Source organism: Pseudomonas sp. MDT1-85 (genome assembly GCF_054898065.1).
Map to the genome: position 1 here is coordinate 3,224,852 of NZ_CM142715.1, position 17,880 is coordinate 3,242,731.

General features: G+C 59.5%; 12 protein-coding genes and 2 pseudogenes. 2 read left to right on the top strand and 12 right to left on the bottom strand.

All coding sequences use genetic code 11. The annotated features are described in order from the left end of the window. Positions 1-15: 15 nt before the first annotated feature. The 7 genes and pseudogenes from ACYZT2_RS14500 to ACYZT2_RS14530 all read right to left on the bottom strand — a co-directional run. Positions 16-1,677: an ATP-binding protein gene (locus ACYZT2_RS14500; RefSeq protein ID WP_461973108.1), complete on the bottom strand. Its 1,662-nt coding sequence runs from the start codon at positions 1,675-1,677 to the stop codon at positions 16-18. Between the two features lie 5 nt (positions 1,678-1,682). Further along, positions 1,683-3,185, bottom strand: coding sequence for an ATPase domain-containing protein (locus ACYZT2_RS14505; RefSeq protein ID WP_461964974.1), 1,503 nt, complete (start codon positions 3,183-3,185; stop codon positions 1,683-1,685). A 295-nt stretch (positions 3,186-3,480) separates the two neighbouring features. Beyond that, a complete protein-coding gene (locus ACYZT2_RS14510) occupies positions 3,481-4,536 on the bottom strand; it encodes a tetratricopeptide repeat protein (protein ID WP_461964976.1) in 1,056 nt (351 codons plus the stop codon). 340 nt (positions 4,537-4,876) lie between these two features. Beyond that, positions 4,877-6,298, bottom strand: a complete 1,422-nt coding sequence (locus tag ACYZT2_RS14515; protein ID WP_461964978.1) for an efflux transporter outer membrane subunit — start codon at positions 6,296-6,298, stop codon at positions 4,877-4,879. Then, positions 6,295-9,486 carry an efflux RND transporter permease subunit gene (locus ACYZT2_RS14520; protein WP_461964980.1) on the bottom strand — a complete coding sequence of 1,064 codons (3,192 nt, stop codon included), beginning with the start codon at positions 9,484-9,486 and terminating at the stop codon, positions 6,295-6,297. Before ACYZT2_RS14520 ends, ACYZT2_RS14515 begins: the two co-directional genes overlap by 4 nt. A gap of 15 nt (positions 9,487-9,501) precedes the next feature. Beyond that, positions 9,502-10,755 carry a multidrug efflux RND transporter periplasmic adaptor subunit MexE gene (gene mexE / locus ACYZT2_RS14525; protein ID WP_461964982.1) on the bottom strand — a complete coding sequence of 418 codons (1,254 nt, stop codon included), beginning with the start codon at positions 10,753-10,755 and terminating at the stop codon, positions 9,502-9,504. Positions 10,756-10,989: 234 nt separating this feature from the next. Beyond that, positions 10,990-11,103: pseudogene (locus ACYZT2_RS14530) on the bottom strand (AraC family transcriptional regulator); the annotation flags it as partial. Between ACYZT2_RS14530 and ACYZT2_RS14535 the strand changes: the two are divergent. Continuing rightward, entirely contained in the window at positions 11,053-11,244 is a 192-nt protein-coding gene (locus tag ACYZT2_RS14535; protein ID WP_461964984.1) for a hypothetical protein, read from the top strand. The pseudogene ACYZT2_RS14530 and the gene ACYZT2_RS14535 sit on opposite strands and share 51 nt — an antisense overlap. 73 nt (positions 11,245-11,317) lie before the next feature. On the opposite strand, the gene ACYZT2_RS14540 is transcribed toward ACYZT2_RS14535, so the two are convergent. Next, positions 11,318-12,526: an MFS transporter gene (locus ACYZT2_RS14540; protein ID WP_461964986.1), complete on the bottom strand. Its 1,209-nt coding sequence runs from the start codon at positions 12,524-12,526 to the stop codon at positions 11,318-11,320. A gap of 88 nt (positions 12,527-12,614) precedes the next feature. Then, positions 12,615-13,636, bottom strand: a pseudogene (locus tag ACYZT2_RS14545) (alpha/beta hydrolase). Positions 13,637-13,800: 164 nt separating this feature from the next. Here ACYZT2_RS14545 and ACYZT2_RS14550 point away from each other — a divergent pair. Continuing rightward, positions 13,801-14,709 (top strand): AraC family transcriptional regulator, encoded by a 909-nt coding sequence (locus tag ACYZT2_RS14550; RefSeq protein ID WP_461964988.1) that lies wholly within the window; start codon positions 13,801-13,803, stop codon positions 14,707-14,709. Positions 14,710-14,860: 151 nt separating this feature from the next. Here the strand turns inward: ACYZT2_RS14550 and ACYZT2_RS14555 are convergent, their stop codons facing one another. Genes ACYZT2_RS14555 through ACYZT2_RS14565 form a run of 3 tightly spaced genes read right to left on the bottom strand, consistent with a single transcriptional unit; the run spans position 14,861 to position 17,849 of the window. Then, positions 14,861-15,616, bottom strand: coding sequence for an ABC transporter ATP-binding protein (locus ACYZT2_RS14555; protein WP_461964990.1), 756 nt, complete (start codon positions 15,614-15,616; stop codon positions 14,861-14,863). Next, entirely contained in the window at positions 15,610-16,671 is a 1,062-nt protein-coding gene (locus tag ACYZT2_RS14560) for a FecCD family ABC transporter permease (RefSeq protein WP_095129830.1), read from the bottom strand. Before ACYZT2_RS14560 ends, ACYZT2_RS14555 begins: the two co-directional genes overlap by 7 nt. Next, entirely contained in the window at positions 16,668-17,849 is a 1,182-nt protein-coding gene (locus ACYZT2_RS14565; protein ID WP_461964992.1) for an ABC transporter substrate-binding protein, read from the bottom strand. The genes ACYZT2_RS14560 and ACYZT2_RS14565 overlap by 4 nt, the downstream gene beginning before the upstream one ends. Between the last annotated feature and the right edge of the window lie 31 nt (positions 17,850-17,880).

Consider the following 17,880-nt stretch of genomic DNA (forward strand, 5'->3'; position numbering starts at 1 on the left):
TTTCGGGATAACACATTAGATCCGAATCATCTCCCGCACCTTCGCCGTCAACAAATCGAAGGTGAACGGCTTGGTGATCATCTGCATGCCGGGATCAAGAAAGCCACCGCGCACGGCGGCGTGTTCAGCATACCCGGTGATGAACAATACCTTGAGGTCAGGCCGGTATTGCCGACCGATTTCCGCCAGTTGCCGGCCATTCATACCCGGCAGTCCCACGTCGCTGATCAACAAGTCGATTCGCTGACCGGAGTTGAGAATCGGCACGGCGCTGTCGGCATCGCCCGCTTCAACAAAGGTGTAGCCCAACTCACTCAATACGGCGCTGACCAGGACTCTCACGGCGGGATCGTCCTCGACGATCAGCACGGTTTCGCCGTCCCGGGCGTAAGGAGCGTGTTGGGCATCGACTTGGGTGTTCTGCACCAGTTCCCCGCGAAAGCGTGGTAAAAACAGACTGACCGTCGTGCCTTTCCCGACTTCGCTGTGAATGCTGACGTGTCCGCCGGACTGTTTGCTGAAACCGTAAATCATCGATAACCCCAGGCCCGTGCCCTGGCCAATGGGTTTGGTCGTGAAGAACGGGTCAAAGGCCCGGTTGATGGTGCTTTGCGGCATGCCGTAACCAGTATCGGTGACGCTCAGGACGATGTAATCGCCCGGTTGCAGATTGCTGTGCGCCTTGGTGAACCCCATGTCCAGCTGCTGATTGGAGGTTTTGACCAGCAGATTTCCACCATTGGGCATGGCATCCCGAGCGTTGAGCACCAGGTTGAGCAGGGCGCTTTCGAGTTGGTTGGGGTCCGCCTCGGCCACCCACAGTTGCTCGTCCAGCTGCATTTCCAGGTGAATGCTTTCGTTGATGCTGCGCTGCAACAGCTCATCCATGGACACCACCAGGGTGTTTATCTGCACGGGTTTTGAATCCAGCGACTGGCGTCGGGAGAATGCCAGCAAACGATGTGTCAGGCCCGCCGCGCGGTTGGCTGAGGTCACCCCAAGATCGATCAGGCTGTCCAGGTCCTCGGTGCGTCCCCGCGCCAGGCGTCGACGCAGCAGCTCCAGGCTGCCGATGATGCCGGTCAGCATGTTATTGAAGTCGTGGGCAATACCGCCGGTGAGTTGGCCGACCGCTTCCATTTTCTGTGATTGTCTGAGTACTTCTTCGTTGTGGCGCAATTGCGCGGTGCGCTCCTCAACCTGTTGCTCGAGGGTTTCGAGGGTATTTTGCAGGCGCAGTTCGCTTTGGCTCAGATCAATCAATCGGTCCCTGGCTTCATACTGTCGTCGTCGCCCGCGCAACGCCGTGGTGACCAGGCTGATCAGCGTGACCGGATGAAACGGCCGCTCAAGGAAAGTCACGTTGCCCAACTGCAAACCGAGCCGCGACGCAGGGTTCTGCTCCGGGCCACCGTGGTGGGTCAGGAGTACGATCGGCAAATCCGACCACGCCGGTTGCTGCTCGATCAGCCCCAGCAATGGTTCAAGGTCAGCACCCAACAAGGCCTCGGAAGCAATTACCAGCAGGCCGGCACCCAGCGACAGTTCGTTGCACAAAGCGCCCAGATCCCGGGTGATGATTCCTTCGACCCCTGCCTCGTTGAGCATCATCAGCGCGATCTGACTGTCGCGTCCCAACGGCGCAAGAATGATCGCGCGCTCGGACATTGCCTTCATGGCCGTCACTGGACATCTTCCTCAAGCAGCGGCTTGCTCGCGCCCAGGTAAGTTGGCACGCCGCGCAATACACCCTGGAATGCATCCAGTGGTTCACCGATGGTCATGCCCTGGCCGCTGATGCGGTATTCGCGAATGGTCGATTCGTGGCTGCCGGTGCGTTTCTTGATGATCGAGATCGCTCGGCGAACCTTGCCCAGGGCTTCGAAGTAGCGCAACAGAATGACCGTGTCGGCCAGATAGGTGATGTCGACCGGGGCCTGCATGTCACCGACCAGCCCATGCTGAGCGACGGTCATGAACGTCGCGGCGCCTTGGCGATTGAGGTACAGCAGCAACTCGTGCATGTGCAGCACCAGCGCATTTTCCTCGGGCATCGCCGCCTGATAGCCGTTGATACTGTCGATCACCACGGTTTTGATATTGCGTTCATCAACACAACGACGAACCCGGTACGAGAACTCGCCGGGGGACAACTCAGCGGCATCCACTTGCTCGATCAGCAGGTTGCCGGTTTCTTCCAGGGCCTTCAGGTCGATGCCGATGTTTTTCATCCGCTCGAACAGCAGCCCCAGCTCTTCATCGAAAATGAACAGCGCGACTTTTTCGCCACGGGCCACCGCCGCAGCGGCGAATACCATCGAGATCAGCGATTTGCCAGTACCGGCCGGGCCGAGGATCAGGCTGCTGGAGCCCGTCTCGATACCGCCACCGAGCAGGGCATCCATTTCCGTGATGCCACTGGTCAACTGCTGGCGGACATAACGCCCGCGATGTTCGGCCGCCACCAGGCGCGGGAACACATGTATGCCATCACCCATGATGGTGAAGTCATGGAAACCACCCCGGTACTTCTGACCGCGATACTTCACCACGCGGATGCGTCGGCGTTCGGCACCATAGTTGGGCGTCAATTCTTCGAGACGAATAACCCCGTGGGCCACACTGTGCACGGTTTTGTCCAGGGCTTCGGTGGTCAGGTCATCCAGCAGCAGCACCGTGGCCTCGTAGCGCACGAAGTAATGCTTGATGGCCAGAATCTGTCGGCGGTAGCGCAAAGAACTTTGGGCCAGCAGGCGGATTTCGGACAGGCTGTCGACCACTACACGGGTCGGCTTGACTCGCTCGACCGCTTCGAAAATCTGTTTGGTGGCTTCGCCCAGTTCCAGGTCCGAGGAATACAGCAGACTCTGCTGATGCTCGGCATTGAGCAGGCTTTCTGGTGGTGTCAGCTCGAAAATATGGATGTTCTCATCCAGCTCCCAGCCATGGGACAACGCCCCTTGACGCAGCTCGCGCTCGGTTTCCGACAGGGTGATGTACAACGAGCGCTCGCCGGCACGGGCGCCAGCCAACAGAAAATGCAAAGCGATGGTGGTTTTGCCGGTTCCGGGTTCACCCTCCAGCAAGAACACGTGACCGCGGGACAATCCACCGGCCAGGATGTCATCCAGACCTTCGATGCCGGTGGCGGCTTTTGCACTGATCAACTCGTTAGACGTAGACAAGAAATGCCCTCTCATGACTAGGGGAAGCGAGGCAGCAGGCTGGGAACGCCGCAATAGACTGCCTGATCACTTGACCTTTTGCCGAGACGGCGGTTCAACCTTTTGTGTCTGTGTGTGTGGTTCTTGTGCAAAGAAACAAAGATCGCAGCCTTCGGCAGCTCCTACATGGAAACACGTCACTCTGCGATCGTTTGCTTGTCCCGGACAACCATCACATACCCGCAGCCAGCACACCCCCACATAGAAATACGTCACCCTGTAGGAGCTGCCGAAGGCTGCGATCTTTTGATCTTGATTAAAGCCCTTGCTGCAACGCCGGATCGTCCGGATTGAGCTGCTCCAGCTGTGCCAACAGGATCTGCACGTTCTGCAACTGTCCGCTTTCCTTCCAGTAATTGATCAGCAGCACGCGCGCCTTGCGATCCGCCGGGTGACGCTGGACGATTTCCTGTAGCTGGTTCTGCGCCGCTTCCAATTCTTGCTCACTGTGCAGCGTGGTGGCCAGGTCGTAGCGGTAATCCTTGTTGTCCGGCTCAAGCTCCACGGCTTTGGACAGCCCGAGCAGGGCGAACTCACTTTGCCCGTGATGCAGCAACCAGAGCCCCAGCGCATGTTGCAGGTAGGCCGAGTCAGGCTGGGCCTTTAGCTGTTTCGCCAACAATTGCCTGGCGGCATCGCTTTGGCCCTGTTTGTCCAGCACTTCGATCTGCATCACCAGCGCCGGCAGGTTGCCGGGCGCCAGTTGCAACGTGCGCTCCAGAGCCCGCTGCGCGTCCTTCAACTCGGCATTGTGCAAGTGCAGGCGCGCCAGTTGGTATTGGGTTTCGGCGCTTTCCGGCTGACGCTTGAGGCGTTGTTCCCAGGCATCGATGGCTTGCTCCAAAGGGCCGAAGTACAACCCCAGTTCATCCGGCGTCAGACCCAACAAGGCGTTGACCGCCGCAAACCGCACGCTGGGGTCGCTATCATCGAGCAAGGGCCCCAGTAACAGGCTGCGCTGCCCACTGGGCACCAGCCCGCTGAGGCTTTTGATCGCGGCGATGCGCACATCCGCCGAGGGATGTTGCAGGTCTGCATTCGCCAGTTTCAGGGCTTGCGAGCTTGGGTAATTGGGCAGTTCGGCATGCAGCCAGACACGGCGCTTGGCCGACAGGTCAGGGCGACCCAATTGCTGATAAAGCACCCGCGCCGCGCCCGGTTGACCCGCGCGTGCCTGGGCCAGCGCTTCGCTGTAGCCATGCTTGATCGCCGCCGGCACCACAGGCGTCGTACTGCGCAGGAAGAACCAGGCGAGGGCGAGGGCAAGCAATACGCAGAGGCTGATGAGCAAGTAGCGGCGGGACTGAGGCATGTAGGAATCCGGGGGTGGCAGGTTTTTGCAAAGTCATCAGCTTCGGTCAGGCCGGGCTGTGAGTCAAACCAGTAGTGAGGTTTTCGCGATTTGAGCCTTGGGTAGCTGATTATTCCTGATACCCCCAAATCCCTGTGGGAGCGGGCTTGCTCGCGAATGCGATGTGTCAGCCGCCGAATATCTATTGGATGTACCGGCCTCTTCGCGAGCAAGCCCGCTCCCACAGGGTGTGTGGTGACTTTCGGCACCGTGCGCAGCCAAAAAAAAGCCCCGCGACCGAATGAGGCGCGGGGCAAAGGAATTGGTTGGTTGCGGCCAACCAAAGGAGCTCTTTAAAACGTTACTGGCTGGCGACCGTCTCTGGTTGCCAGCCGCCGCCAAGGGCTTTGTAGATGGCGACGATGCCGCGGTACAAATCGACTTCGGCCTGGGCTTGGGTGTCTTCGGCTGCCAGGCGCTCACGCTGAGCATCGAGCAGCACGAGGAAGTCCTCGGTGCCTTCGCGGTAGCGAATCTCGGCGAGATCGGCAGCGGCGCGGCTTGATTCGCTTTGACGAATCAGCGAAATCAGGCGCTGCTGACGCTTGCCGTAATCGCTGAAGGCGTTTTCCGACTCTTCCAGCGCCAACAGTACTTGCTGCTCGTAGGTCGCCAGGGCGCCTTCGGCTTCAGCATCGGCGCCGCGCAAACGGGCGCGCACGCTGCCCAGGTCGAACGCCGCCCAGGTAATGCTTGGGCCCAGTGCCCAGGCGTTGGCCGCCGAGGAACCGATCTGCGAACCGCGCCCGGCGGTGAAACCGAGGAAGCCGCTGAGGCTGACCCGAGGGAACAAATCAGCCTTGGCCACGCCGATGCGGGCGGTGGCGGCCGCCAGTTGGCGTTCGGCGCTGCGGATGTCCGGACGCCGTTGCAGCAGTTCGCCCGGATCACCGATCGGCAGCGCCTTGGCGATTGCCGGCAAGTCTTTTGGACTCAGGTCGACGGTCAGTTTGTCCGGACGCTCGCCCAGCAGGGTGGCGATGCGGTTGCGCTGCCGCACCTGTTCGGCTTGCAGTTGCGGCACGCTGGCTTCGACAGAGGCCAGGCGCGCATCGGCGCGAACGACGTCCAGTTGGTCACCGACACCGGCATCACGCAGGCTTTCGGTGATCTTGCGCGATTCCTGCTGATTGTTCAGGTTGGCCAGGGCGATCTTTTCCCGCAGTTGCGCACCGCGCAACTGTCCATAGGCGTCCACCAGTTCGGCAATCATGGTGACTTGCAGTTGGTACAGATCGGCTTCGGCTGCCTGCTGTTCGGCGTCGCTGGATTCCAGATTGCGCTGGATGCGACCGAACAAGTCCAGTTCCCAGGCCATGTCCAGGCCCAGGTCATAGCGTTCACTGCTGACGCGGTCGGTGGTCTGGCCGGGGATCTGCCCTTTGGCCAGATCACTGCTCGCGCGGCTGGTGATGGTCGGCATGGCGTCATTGCTGGCGTCATCGCGAATCGCCCGGGCCGCTTTCCAGCGGGCGAAGGCCACGCGCAAATCGCGGTTGCCTTGCAAGGATTGCGTCACCAACTGGTTGAGGGTCGGATCCTCGAACTGCTGCCACCAGATGCCTTCGAAACGGGCGCGGTCGAAGTTCTTCTGACCGGCGCTGCCATCGGTGGCGGCCGTGATGTTGGCTGCCTCCGTCGCTGGGGTTTTGTAGTCCGGGCCAACGGCGCAGGCACTCAGGGCCAGTACCAGAAGGCTCGGCAGGAAGGCTTTCAGGCTCATTGTTGCGCCTCCAGTTGCTTTTCCAATTTCAGCGCCTTGGCCGCTTTGCGCGCTTCACCGCGCTCCACAAAGTTGCGAATCAGTACGTAGAACACCGGCGTCAGCAACAGACCGAAGAAGGTCACCCCGAGCATCCCGGAGAACACCGCCACACCCATGGCATGACGCATTTCGGCACCGGCACCGCTGGAGAAAACCAGAGGCACAACACCCATGATGAACGCGAAGGAGGTCATCAGGATCGGCCGCAGACGCAGACGGCAAGCTTCCAGCACCGCGGCCAGCGGGCCGAGGCCTTCTTCCTGTTTATCCTTGGCAAACTCGACGATCAGAATCGCGTTCTTGCATGCAAGTCCCACCAGTACGATCAAGCCGATCTGAGTGAAGATGTTGTTGTCGCCGCCCGAGGCAATCACCCCGGTGATGGCCGACAGCAGGGTCATCGGTACAATCAGGATCACCGCCAGTGGCAGGCTCCAGCTTTCGTATTGAGCCGCGAGCACCAGGAACGCCAGCAGTACGCAGAGCGGGAACACGAACAGCGCCGTGTTACCGGACAGAATCTGCTGGTAGGTCAGGTCGGTCCACTCGTAGGTCATGCCGTTGGGCAATTCGTCCTTGAGCAGTTTCTCGATGGCTTTTTCGGCCTGGCCGGAGCTGTAGCCGGGGGCTGCCGCACCGTTGATTTCAGCGGTGATGAAGCCGTTGTAGTGCATCACGCGGTCCGGCCCCGAGGTGTCGCTGACCTTGATGAAGGTCGCCAACGGAATCATTTCGCCCCGGTTGTTACGCACTTTCAGCTGACCGATCTGGTCCGATTCGAGGCGGAACTGTTGCTCAGCCTGAACGTTGACCTGATAGGTGCGACCGAAGCGGTTGAAGTCGTTGGCATACAACGAACCCAGGTAGATCTGCAGGGTGTCGAAGATGTCGCTGACGGCAACGCCGTGGGTCTTGGCTTTTTCCCGGTCGATGGCGGCATCGACCTGCGGTACGTTCACCGTATAACTGGTGAACAGACCGGCCAGTTCCGGCACGCTGTGGCTTTTGGTGATGATGTTCATGGTTTCTTTGTACAGCTCGTCATAGCCCAGGTTGCCCCGGTCTTCGATCTGCAGGCGGAAACCGCCAATGGTCCCCAGGCCTTGTACTGGCGGTGGCGGGAAGATCGCCATGTAGGCTTCCTGAATCCCGGCGTACTGGCCGTTCAATGCACCGGCAATCGCACCGGCAGACATGCTCGGATCCTTACGCTCGTCGAACGGTTTCAGGGTGACGAAGACGATGCCGGCGTTCGGGCTGTTGGTGAAACCGTTGATCGACAGACCCGGGAAGGCCACGGCGCTTTCCACACCAGGCTGTTTCAGGGCCAGGTCGGACATGCGCTTGATCACCTCTTCGGTACGGTCCAGGCTCGAAGCGTCCGGCAGTTGCGCGAAGGCCACCAGGTATTGCTTGTCCTGGCCGGGTACGAAACCGGTCGGGGTATTGGAGAAACCGAAGAACGTCAGCACCATCAGGCCGGCGTACACCAGCAGGGCGATACCGCTGCTGCGGATAACCCGGCCCACGGTGCCGACATAACTATGGCTGGCCTTGTCAAAGAAGCGGTTGAACGGACGGAACAACCAGCCACCGAAGAGCTTGTCCAGAACCTTGGAGAAACGGTCTTTCGGCGCGTCATGGCTCTTGAGCAACACGGCGGCCAGCGCCGGCGACAAGGTCAGCGAGTTGAAGGCCGAGATCACGGTCGAAATCGCAATCGTCAGGGCGAACTGTTTATAGAACTGCCCGGTCAACCCGGAGATGAACGCAGCCGGGATAAACACCGCACACAGCACCAGCGCTGTCGCAATGATCGGACCGGTCACTTCGCGCATCGCACGTTTAGTGGCTTCGATAGGGGTTAATCCGAGCCCGATGTTTCGCTCGACGTTCTCCACCACCACAATCGCATCGTCGACCACGATACCGATGGCCAGAACCAGCCCGAACAGCGACAGGGCATTCAACGAGAAGCCGAACAGGTGCATCACGGCAAACGTACCGATCAGCGAAACCGGCACCGCCACCAACGGGATGATCGAGGCACGCCAGGTCTGCAGGAACAGGATCACCACGAGCACAACGAGGATCAGCGCTTCGAAGAGGGTGTGAACCACCGCCTCGATGGAACCGCGCACGAAGATCGTCGGGTCATAGACGATGCTGAAGTCCATGCCTTGCGGGAAGTTCTTCTTCAGCTCGGCCATTTTCTCCCGAACGTCGTTGGAGATCTGGATCGCGTTGGAGCCAGGGCGCTGAAAGATCGGGATCGCCACCGCCGGCTGGTTGTTCAGCAAGGAGCGCAGGGCGTATTGGCTGGAGCCGAGTTCGACGCGAGCGATGTCTTTCAGGCGAGTGATTTCACCATTTTCGCCGGAGCGAATAATGATGTTCTCGAACTCTTCCTCGGAAACCAGACGGCCTTGGGTGTTCACCGACAACTGGAACGCAGTGGCATTCGGCGCAGGCGGAGCGCCCAGGGCACCGGCCGCCACTTGACGGTTCTGTTCACGAATCGCGGAGACCACATCGGTCGCGGTCAGGTTACGCGAAGCAGTCTTGTTCGGATCGAGCCACACCCGCAACGAGTAGTCGCCCATCCCGAACAGCTGCACATCACCGACACCGCCCAGACGCGCCAGCTCATCCTTGATGTTGAGCAAGGCGTAGTTGGACAGATAGAGCATGTCGTAGCGTTTGTCCGGCGAGGTCAAGTGCACAACCATGGTCAGGTCGGGCGAGGCCTTGTCGACGGTGATACCGATGCGCGTCACTTCCTCGGGAAGTTTGGGCTCGGTGCGGGTCACGCGGTTCTGCACCTGTACCTGCGCGTTGTCCAGGTCGGTGCCCAGGGCGAAGGTGATGGTCAGGGTGATCTTGCCGTCAGCGGTGGACTGCGAGGACATGTACAGCATGTTCTCGACGCCGGTGATGGCTTGCTCCAACGGAGCGGCCACGGTTTCACCGATGACTTTAGGGTTGGCGCCCGGGAAGTTGGCACGTACCACAACGGTCGGCGGCACGACTTCCGGGTATTCGCTGATCGGCAACTGGAACAGCGAGATGGCGCCGGCGATCAGGATCAGCAGCGACAGTACCGCTGCGAAGATCGGCCGTGAAATGAAGAATTGGGAAAAATTCATCGGAGTAATTGTCCCTTAACCGCGTGGAGTCGCAGCAGCCACTTTCACAACCGTACCCGGCGCGACCTTGGCAGGTGCAACTTGGGGCAGATTGCTGGCTTCCAGCGCTTTTCGTTGTTGTGCGAGCGCCGCGAGAGTTTGTTCGCTGGCCATCGGAATCACGTCAGGCGTGACCGGCGAACCAGGGCGAACCCGTTGCAAACCCTTGACGATGATGGTGTCGTCTTTGTTCAGGCCGCTGCGCACGATGCGCAGACCTTCGATCTTCGGACCCAGCTCGACAGGGCGGTAAGCCGTTTTGTTGTCGGCATCCATCACCAACACGAACTTTTTACCCAGGTCGGTACCGACCGCTTCGTCATTGATCAACACGGCGGAGTAGGTGCCGCTGCCCACCAGTTTCAGGCGTGCATAAAGACCCGGGGTGTAGGTGCCGTCGCTGTTGTCGAACACCGCGCGACCGCGGATGGTGCCGGTCTTCGGGTTGACCTGGTTGTCGACGAAGTTCATCTGGCCCTGGTGCGGGTTGCCATCTTCATTGGACAGGCCGAGGTAAACCGGCGTGGTTGCGCCGCGTTGGCCCTGGCGGGCGAGCTGGGTGTATTTAAGGAAGACACGCTCGTCGGCGTCGAAGTAGGCGTAGACCTTGTCGGTGGACACCACGCTGGTGAGCGCGGTGGTATCGGCGGTAACGAGGTTGCCGGCGGTGATTTCCGCACGGCTGACACGGCCGCTGATAGGCGCAGTGACGCGGGTGAAACTAAGGTTCAGTTTGGCCAGGTCCAATTGGGCCTGGAGGGCGCCGACGGCGGCGCGAGCTTCTTGAGCCGCGCTGGTGCGCGAGTCGGCGAGTTCAGCGGAAATCGCGTTGCTGGTGCGCAGACGTTCGCCGCGCTGGGATTCGTTTTCGCTGCGGGTGGCCGTGGCGCGAGCTTGCGCAACCAGGGCTTCGAGGCGGCGGACCTCAGCCTGGAATGGACGCGGGTCGATCTGGAACAACAGATCGCCTTTCTTGACCAGCGCGCCTTCGGTAAAGGCCACGTCATCGATCTGGCCGGAAACCCGTGGACGAATCTCTACCGTTTCCGGCGCTTCAAGGCGCCCGGTGAATTCGTCCCACTCGTTGACCGGTTGTTCCAGCACCTTGGCCACGCTGACTTTGGCCGCGGGCATGGTGGCGGCTGCGTCCGGGGTCTTGCCGCAGGCGCTCATCACCAGCACGGCCAACAGGGCCAAGGGGAAGCGCAAATGTTTGAGTGACTGTTCCATGGATGCATCCGCCAATGTATTGAGATGGACGGATGATGCTTGGCGGGGTTGTATGGCACGAATCGAATGAGGCGAAGGTAACTATCATTCGGAATGATATAAGCTCAAAGCGAGCCCTCTAGCATGCACCTTCCGTTAGTGGGCTATCAAATGAAATGATGACAAATCAGTGTTGCAGGGAGTTAAGGGGATTGGCATCAACCGCGTCGTGGCCATCGCGAGCAGGCTCGCTCTGTTGGGCTGGCCATAAGCGAGAGCATTGATCAGCATTGACTCGAATTGCTTGAGTACCAGCGAATGATGCAGTGGATGGTCATCCAGCTTGATTGCGTCCGCCAGAATGCCGATATTGGCCGGATCGACATTCTGGTAAACAATGCTTTCGACCCCTCTGTGGTTTTTTCATCGGTGGTCGAGCTGTCAGCCGAGCAGTTGCAGCGTAATTTTGAGATGGGGCCAGGTGGCCAAATCATCGACAGCGCACGCTGATTTTACCGTCCAGCCTGCGAACGATTGCTCCACTGGAACCACAAGAAACGCCTTGGTGTGTCTTGTGGTTTTTTCATGCGATGTTCACCGATGCAACCGGCTCTCGCGTGGCTGCGCGTGCAGCCAGGAAGGCAAGAGCAGCCGCCACGCCCAGCAACGCGGCGCTCAACTCGAAGGTCGCTCGATAGCCGCTCGAGTCAAACACCAGCCCGCCAACGGTTGCACCCGAGGCAATGGCCAGTTGAATGATCGCGACCATTAAGCCGCCTCCCGCTTCAGCAGCCTCTGGCAATGTTCTGGCCAGCCATGTCCACCATCCCACCGGGGCCGCCGTTGCAACCAGTCCCCAGAGACCCAACAAGACAGTGGTGGTGGCCACCGAGCTGCCGAATGAAACCAGCGCCAGCGCGATCACCGCCATCAATATCGGGATGACGATGAGGGTGCGATGCAGGCCATTTTTCAAGAAGGCTTCAATCAGGAAGGTGCCCGCGAGGCCCGCCAGACCCAGGACGAGCAACATAAGCGACAGCATGGAAACACTGACGTGCGTGACTGTTTCAAGGAACGGGCGCAGGTAGGTAAACAGCATGAACTGACCCATGAAAAAGACACTGACCGCCACCATGCCTAACGCGACCGGTAGGCTTTTCATCAACCTGAAGACATTCCCAGTGCCTGAACCACTTTGCGACTTCATCGCCGGAAGGCTAAACAGAAGCCAGGCAGAGGCGATTACCGCGACCGGGATGACGCACAAAAATGCACCGCGCCAGCCGATCAACGCGCCAAGGAAACTGCCCAACGGCGCTGCAATCACGGTTGCCAAAGCGTTGCCGCCGTTGACGATTGCCATGGCGCGAGTGATCTGGTCTTCAGGCACCAAGCGCATGGCGGTTGCCGCCGACAGCGACCAGAAGCCGCCTATCGCGACCCCGATTAACGCGCGGCCGACCATGAACACCCAGTAATTCGGCGCGAAAGCGACCACTGTTCCCGAAATGATCATCAGCAACGTCAGTGACAACAGCAGAGGTTTGCGGTCGACCCGCGCCGCCACCGAAGCGATCAGGAGACTGGCGAACAGCGCAAACAGCCCAGAGACAGAAATGCCCTGACCTGCTTGCCCCTCGGTGATATGCAAATCGGCGGCAATCGGCGTCAGCAGGCTGACGGGCATGAATTCCGACGCCACCAGCACGAAGGCTGCAAGCGACATGGCGAATACGGCGCCCCACGATTGTTCAGCTTTGCGGGGGGCGTGGAGGGAGTGGCTGGTCATTGATTGAATCCTGTCATGCGCGAAGCGTCGCGGCCCCGTGAACGAGGCCGCGAGAGAGAGCCGGTGCCCGGCCAGGGCGCCGATCAGGCTACTTCAGGTTGCTTTTGAAGAACGAGGTCAACTTGGCGAATGGAATGAGGTTGACCCGGTCGTAGAGATCCACATGCCCGGCATCCGGAATGATGAGCAGTTCCTTGGGTTCGGCAGCGCGTTTGTAGGCGTCCTCACTGAACTCGAGTGAGTGTGCCTGGGCGCCAGCAATGAACAGCAGTGGGCGAGGGGAGATCGTCTCGATGTCGTTGAACGGATAGAAATTCATGAATTTCACGTTGCTGGTCAGCGTCGGCATGGTGGTTGTCTGCGCCGACGCACCGGCAGGCGTAATCTCACCTCGTGGAGTGCGGTAGAAGTCGTAAAACTCGTCACCCACGGCGTTTCCGGTCAGTTTGAGTGGTGAGCCGCTGGTATAGCGGGTCTGGCCACCCTGGAACTCCACGTCTCGCTGCTGCGCCGCCTCGCGAATGATCTGCTGGCGCTGTTCAGCCGTTACACCGTGCTTGAGGCCATTCCGATTGGCCGCGCCCATGTCATACATGCTGACGGTGGCAATGGCCTTGAGACGCGGATCAATTTTGGCCGCGCTGATGGCGAAGCTGCCACTGCCACAGATGCCGATGACGCCGATACGCTCACGATCAACAATGGGTCGAGTGCCGAGAAAGTCCACGGCGGCACTGAAGTCTTCGGCGTAGATGTCCGGCGAGACTGCCTGGCGAGGCGTGCCCGCGCTTTCGCCCCAGAAGGATAAATCCAGCGACAGCGTGACAAATCCCTGCTCGGCCATCTTGGTGGCGTACAGGTTTGCACTTTGCTCTTTAACCGCGCCCATCGGGTGGCCGACGATAATGGCTGCATTTTTCGATTTCGGGTCGAGACCCTTCGGGGTGAACAGGTTGCCCGCGACCTTCATTCCGTATTGATTCTTGAAGGTGACCTTTTCTACGGTCACCTTGTCGCTTCTGTAGAAGTTGTCTGCACCGTTCGGCCTATCGGCTCCATTGAAGAAAAAGAGGTAACAAGCAGCCCGAGGGCAAGAAGAATGCCTTTCACTGGAGAATCCTTGATGGTGTGTCGGATGGACATTTTCCCGCTCTGCCCAGACTGCAAACAGTGCATTGCGCTGGATTACTTGCCTGATTCTATGAGTCTGCGTTCTTTTGCGGGACGGTTGGGTGTGGGCGAGTTAGAGTTCAGCGAAGAGATACGAGACGAACATGACGACCCAACACGAAACCGCCACATCGCCCCAGGAAGCGCTGGCTCAGGTCATTGGCTCGCGGGTCTTGATGCCCGGTGACTACGGAACCTGGATTGCGGGCCTCGGCTTCTTCAGACGTGAACACCCGTCGCCGCCCGTCGTTTGCATGGTTGAACCGAGCATCATTCTTGTCGCCCAAGGCGAGAAACAATTGTGGGTCGGCGGTGAGGGTTATCCGTATGACACCTCGCGTTTTCTGGTCACCTCACTGGATTTGCCGGCCAACTCTGAGGTGCTCGCGGCGAGCCCGGAACAACCGTGCCTGGGGCTGACGTTCAAGCTCGATTTGCGCATGCTGGCAGAGCTTATAGCGCAGAGTGACCTGCCGCCCACCCGTGAACGTTCGGTTGCGAAAGGGGTCGGCATCGGTTCAGTGACCGCGGCCATGCTGGCGTCGTTCGAGCGCTTATTGGCGCTGCTCGATGAACCGGAAGCCATTCCTGTTCTCGCCCCTTTGATCCAGCGTGAAATTCACTACCGTCTCTTGAAGAGTGATCAGGCGGGCAGATTGCGACAAATCACGTCTGTCGATGGCCAGGGCTATCGAATCGCCAAAGCCATCGATTGGCTGAAGTTGAATTACACCTCGGCCCTTCGCGTCGACGACCTTGCCGCCCGGGTGCAGATGAGCACGCCGACCTTTCACCATCATTTCCGCCAGCTCACCGCGATGAGCCCGTTGCAGTACCAGAAATGGCTACGGCTAAACGAGGCGAGGCGTTTGATGCTCAACGAGCATCAGGATGTATCCAGCGCGGCGTTCAAGGTCGGCTATGAAAGCCCTTCGCAGTTCAGCCGTGAATACAGCCGACTGTTTGGAGTCGCGCCTAAACGAGATATCGCAGTGTTGCGTGGGGCAGGGTAGCGACATACAGAGGTCATTCAAAAATTGGCCATTGGCAACCCTTTCAAAGACTCTCAGGATCCCCGAAAAACATTTTGACATAGCCCTGGATCAATGATTTCAGACGGAAAACTATTGCGGCTGCCCCTATCTTGCCCCCGATTGCAAGCCATCAAACAATATCGTCAATCACGATATGCCGTTGTCCACGACTGCACTGCTCAATCCGAGCCTCAACCTTATAAACGCTACGCAGCATCAATTCGGTAATCACCTCGTGACTCGGGCCGCTGCCTTGCGTGGTGCCGTCGGCAATCACCAGAACCTGATCGGCGAAACGCAGTGCCTGATTCAGATCGTGGATGGCGATGAACACAATGACCTCGCGTTTTCGGGCCAGGCTGCGCATGAAGTTCAGTACCTGAACCTGCCGATGCATGTCGAGGGCGCTAGTCGGTTCGTCCATCAGCAGTATTTCCGGTTCGCGCACCAGGGTTTGCGCGATGGACACCAACTGTTGCTGACCGCCGCTGAGTTCACCGAGGTTGCGAAAGGATAATCCGGTGATGCCCAGCGCAGCGAGAATCTCGTCGACCAGTTTCAGTTCGTCATCATGAACGACCCACCCCGGTGTCAGTTGCTTGCGCGCCAGCAACACGGATTCATAAACCGTCAACCGCGCACTGGCATTCAGACCCTGCGGCATGTAACTGATGCCCGTCAGCCCTTTTTTCGACTCCTGCAAGATCACCTGTCCGGGGCCGTCGATCAGTCCGGCCATTCGTTTGAACAGCGTCGATTTGCCCGCCGCGTTGGGCCCGACTACGGCGACCACCTGACCGCCGAAAAACGTCGCCGTCGAGACATCACGAATGATCTCGCGCTGGCCGTAGCGGGCACCGAGATTCTCCAGTTGCAGCTTCACCATGAGTTTTTCTTCCCGCCGAGAATCAGAGATATGAAGAACGGTACGCCGATCAGCGACGTGACCACGCCGATGGGGAATATCGCGCCGGGGATCAGGGTTTTGCTGACCACGGAGCTGGCCGACAGAATCAACGAGCCGGTCAGCAAGGAGGCTGGCAGGAAAAACCGCTGGTCCTCACCGATCAGCATACGGGCGATGTGCGGACCGACTAGCCCGATGAAACCGATTGTGCCGACAAACGCCACGGGAAACGAGGCGAGCAGGCTGACCATGATCAGCGTCTGAAAGCGCAGGCTGCGTACGTTGATGCCGAAACTGGCGGCCTTGTCGTCGCCCAGGCGCAGGGCGGTCAGGGCCCAGGCGCGTTTGGCGAATATCGGCAGGGTGATTAGGATCACCAGACAGATAATGCCGAGTTTCGGCCACGTAGCTTTGGTCAGGCTACCCATGGTCCAGAACACCACGGCGGCCACGGCTTGTTCGGTGGCGAAGAACTGCACCAGCGCCAACAGCGCATTGAAGGTGAACACCAGCGCTATACCGAGCAACACGATGGTTTCGGCGGTGACGCCGCGACGCATGCTCAGAAAGTGGATCAGCAGCGCCGACAGCATGGCCATGATGAACGCGTTCAGCGGCACCATGAATTGCGCCGCCAGCGGGAACAGCGCGACGCCGAATGCCAAACCCAACGCCGCGCCGAAGCTGGCGGCGGCAGAAATACCCAGGGTGAATGGGCTGGCCAACGGGTTGTTGAGGATCGTCTGCATCTGCGCGCCGGCCAGCGACAACGCCGCGCCAACGGCAACCGCCATTAACGCCACCGGCAAGCGGATATCCCACATCACCACGCGCACCTGCGGTGAAGCGCTGTCTGGCGAAAACAGTGCGCCGAGCACTTCGCTGAGGCTGTAGCTCGCCGGACCCAGGGCCAGATCGAGCAGCACGCTGCACATCAACAGAATTACCAGCCCGGAAAGAATCAGGCGTTTACGCAGCACCAGACGACGGTAGGTTTCGCGCTGCACAACCACGGCGTCGGTCAATGAGCTCATGGCTTGACCTCGGGTTGGCGCAGGCTGACAAAGTAGCCTGACTCATACGGCACCGGCAGGAAGCGCTCATGCAGTTCGCGGAATGACGCGTCTGGATCAAGATCGGCAAACAGCTCCGGATGGAACCATTTCGCCATTTGCTGAATGGCGACGAATTGGTAGGGACTGTTGTAGAACTGATGCCAGATGGCATGGAAGGCTTGATTGTCCTGGGACTTGATGCCGGCATAGGCCGGACGCTGGGTGTACCACGCGAGTTTTTTCCTGGCTTCTGTCATGTCCGCGCCCGGACCGACGCCGACCCAGTGGCCGCCGGGGGCAAAAGCTTCCCAGTTGGCGGTGGTGATCACTACGTGCGCAGGATTGGCAACGACGACTTGCTCGGGGTTCAACTGACCGAACGTGGTCGGAATGATGCGGCGGGCAATGTTGTCGCCACCGGCCATATCGACGAACAGGCCAAAGTTCTCGTTGCCGAAACTCAGGCAGCAATCATCGGTGTAGCCGCCGATGCGCTCAATGAACACGCTGGGGCGGTGCGGGTGTTGTTTCTCGATGATGTCGGTGACGCGATGAATCTGCTGGTTGCGGAAATCGATAAAGGCTTCTGCGCGTTGTTCCTTGCCAAACAATTGGCCGAACAGGCGCATGGTCGGCTCCGTGTTCTGGATCGGATTGTTGCGAAAATCGACGTACACCACCGGGATGCCCAGGGCGTCGAGCTTTTCGATGTAGCGCGCATCTTCGGTGGCATGCTGCGCCTCGATGTTGAGGATGATCACGTCCGGGCGCTGCGAGATGGCCTGCTCGATGTCGAAAGTGCCCTCCTCAAACCCGCCGAAGGTGGGGATCTTGGCGATGCCGGGGAATTTACGCAGGTAGGCGTTGTACGTGTCCGGGTCCGACTGGATCAGATCCTTGCGCCAGCCGACGATGCGCTCGATCGGGTTTTGTGTGTCGAGGGCGGCGACCAGATACAACTGCCGGCCTTCACCGAGGATGACCCGTCTGACCGGCAAATGTACCTTGACCTTGCGCCCCAAGAGGTCGGTGACTTCGGTGCGCGCCGCGTCTGCTTCGGTGGCGTGGGCATTGCGCGGCATCAGCGAAAACAGGCTCAGCAGTCCTGCCAGTAACAGCGCAGCAAAAGCGAGGCTGCGTCGATCAAAAATCACCATGGTCAAAGCCTTTGCAAAAGTCAGTTCGGTT

Excerpts from the sequence above, each read along its gene's own strand:
- ACYZT2_RS14535 (WP_461964984.1), top strand. The coding sequence starts at position 11,053 with ATGATGCAGTGGATGGTCATCCAGCTTGATTGCGTCCGCCAGAATGCC.
- mexE (WP_461964982.1), bottom strand. The coding sequence starts at position 10,755 with ATGGAACAGTCACTCAAACATTTGCGCTTCCCCTTGGCCCTGTTGGCC.
- ACYZT2_RS14515 (WP_461964978.1), bottom strand. The coding sequence starts at position 6,298 with ATGAGCCTGAAAGCCTTCCTGCCGAGCCTTCTGGTACTGGCCCTGAGT.
- ACYZT2_RS14565 (WP_461964992.1), bottom strand. The coding sequence starts at position 17,849 with ATGGTGATTTTTGATCGACGCAGCCTCGCTTTTGCTGCGCTGTTACTG.
- ACYZT2_RS14500 (WP_461973108.1), bottom strand. The coding sequence starts at position 1,677 with ATGAAGGCAATGTCCGAGCGCGCGATCATTCTTGCGCCGTTGGGACGC.
- ACYZT2_RS14540 (WP_461964986.1), bottom strand. The coding sequence starts at position 12,526 with ATGACCAGCCACTCCCTCCACGCCCCCCGCAAAGCTGAACAATCGTGG.
- ACYZT2_RS14520 (WP_461964980.1), bottom strand. The coding sequence starts at position 9,486 with ATGAATTTTTCCCAATTCTTCATTTCACGGCCGATCTTCGCAGCGGTA.
- ACYZT2_RS14555 (WP_461964990.1), bottom strand. The coding sequence starts at position 15,616 with ATGGTGAAGCTGCAACTGGAGAATCTCGGTGCCCGCTACGGCCAGCGC.
- ACYZT2_RS14550 (WP_461964988.1), top strand. The coding sequence starts at position 13,801 with ATGACGACCCAACACGAAACCGCCACATCGCCCCAGGAAGCGCTGGCT.
- ACYZT2_RS14510 (WP_461964976.1), bottom strand. The coding sequence starts at position 4,536 with ATGCCTCAGTCCCGCCGCTACTTGCTCATCAGCCTCTGCGTATTGCTT.
- ACYZT2_RS14560 (WP_095129830.1), bottom strand. The coding sequence starts at position 16,671 with ATGAGCTCATTGACCGACGCCGTGGTTGTGCAGCGCGAAACCTACCGT.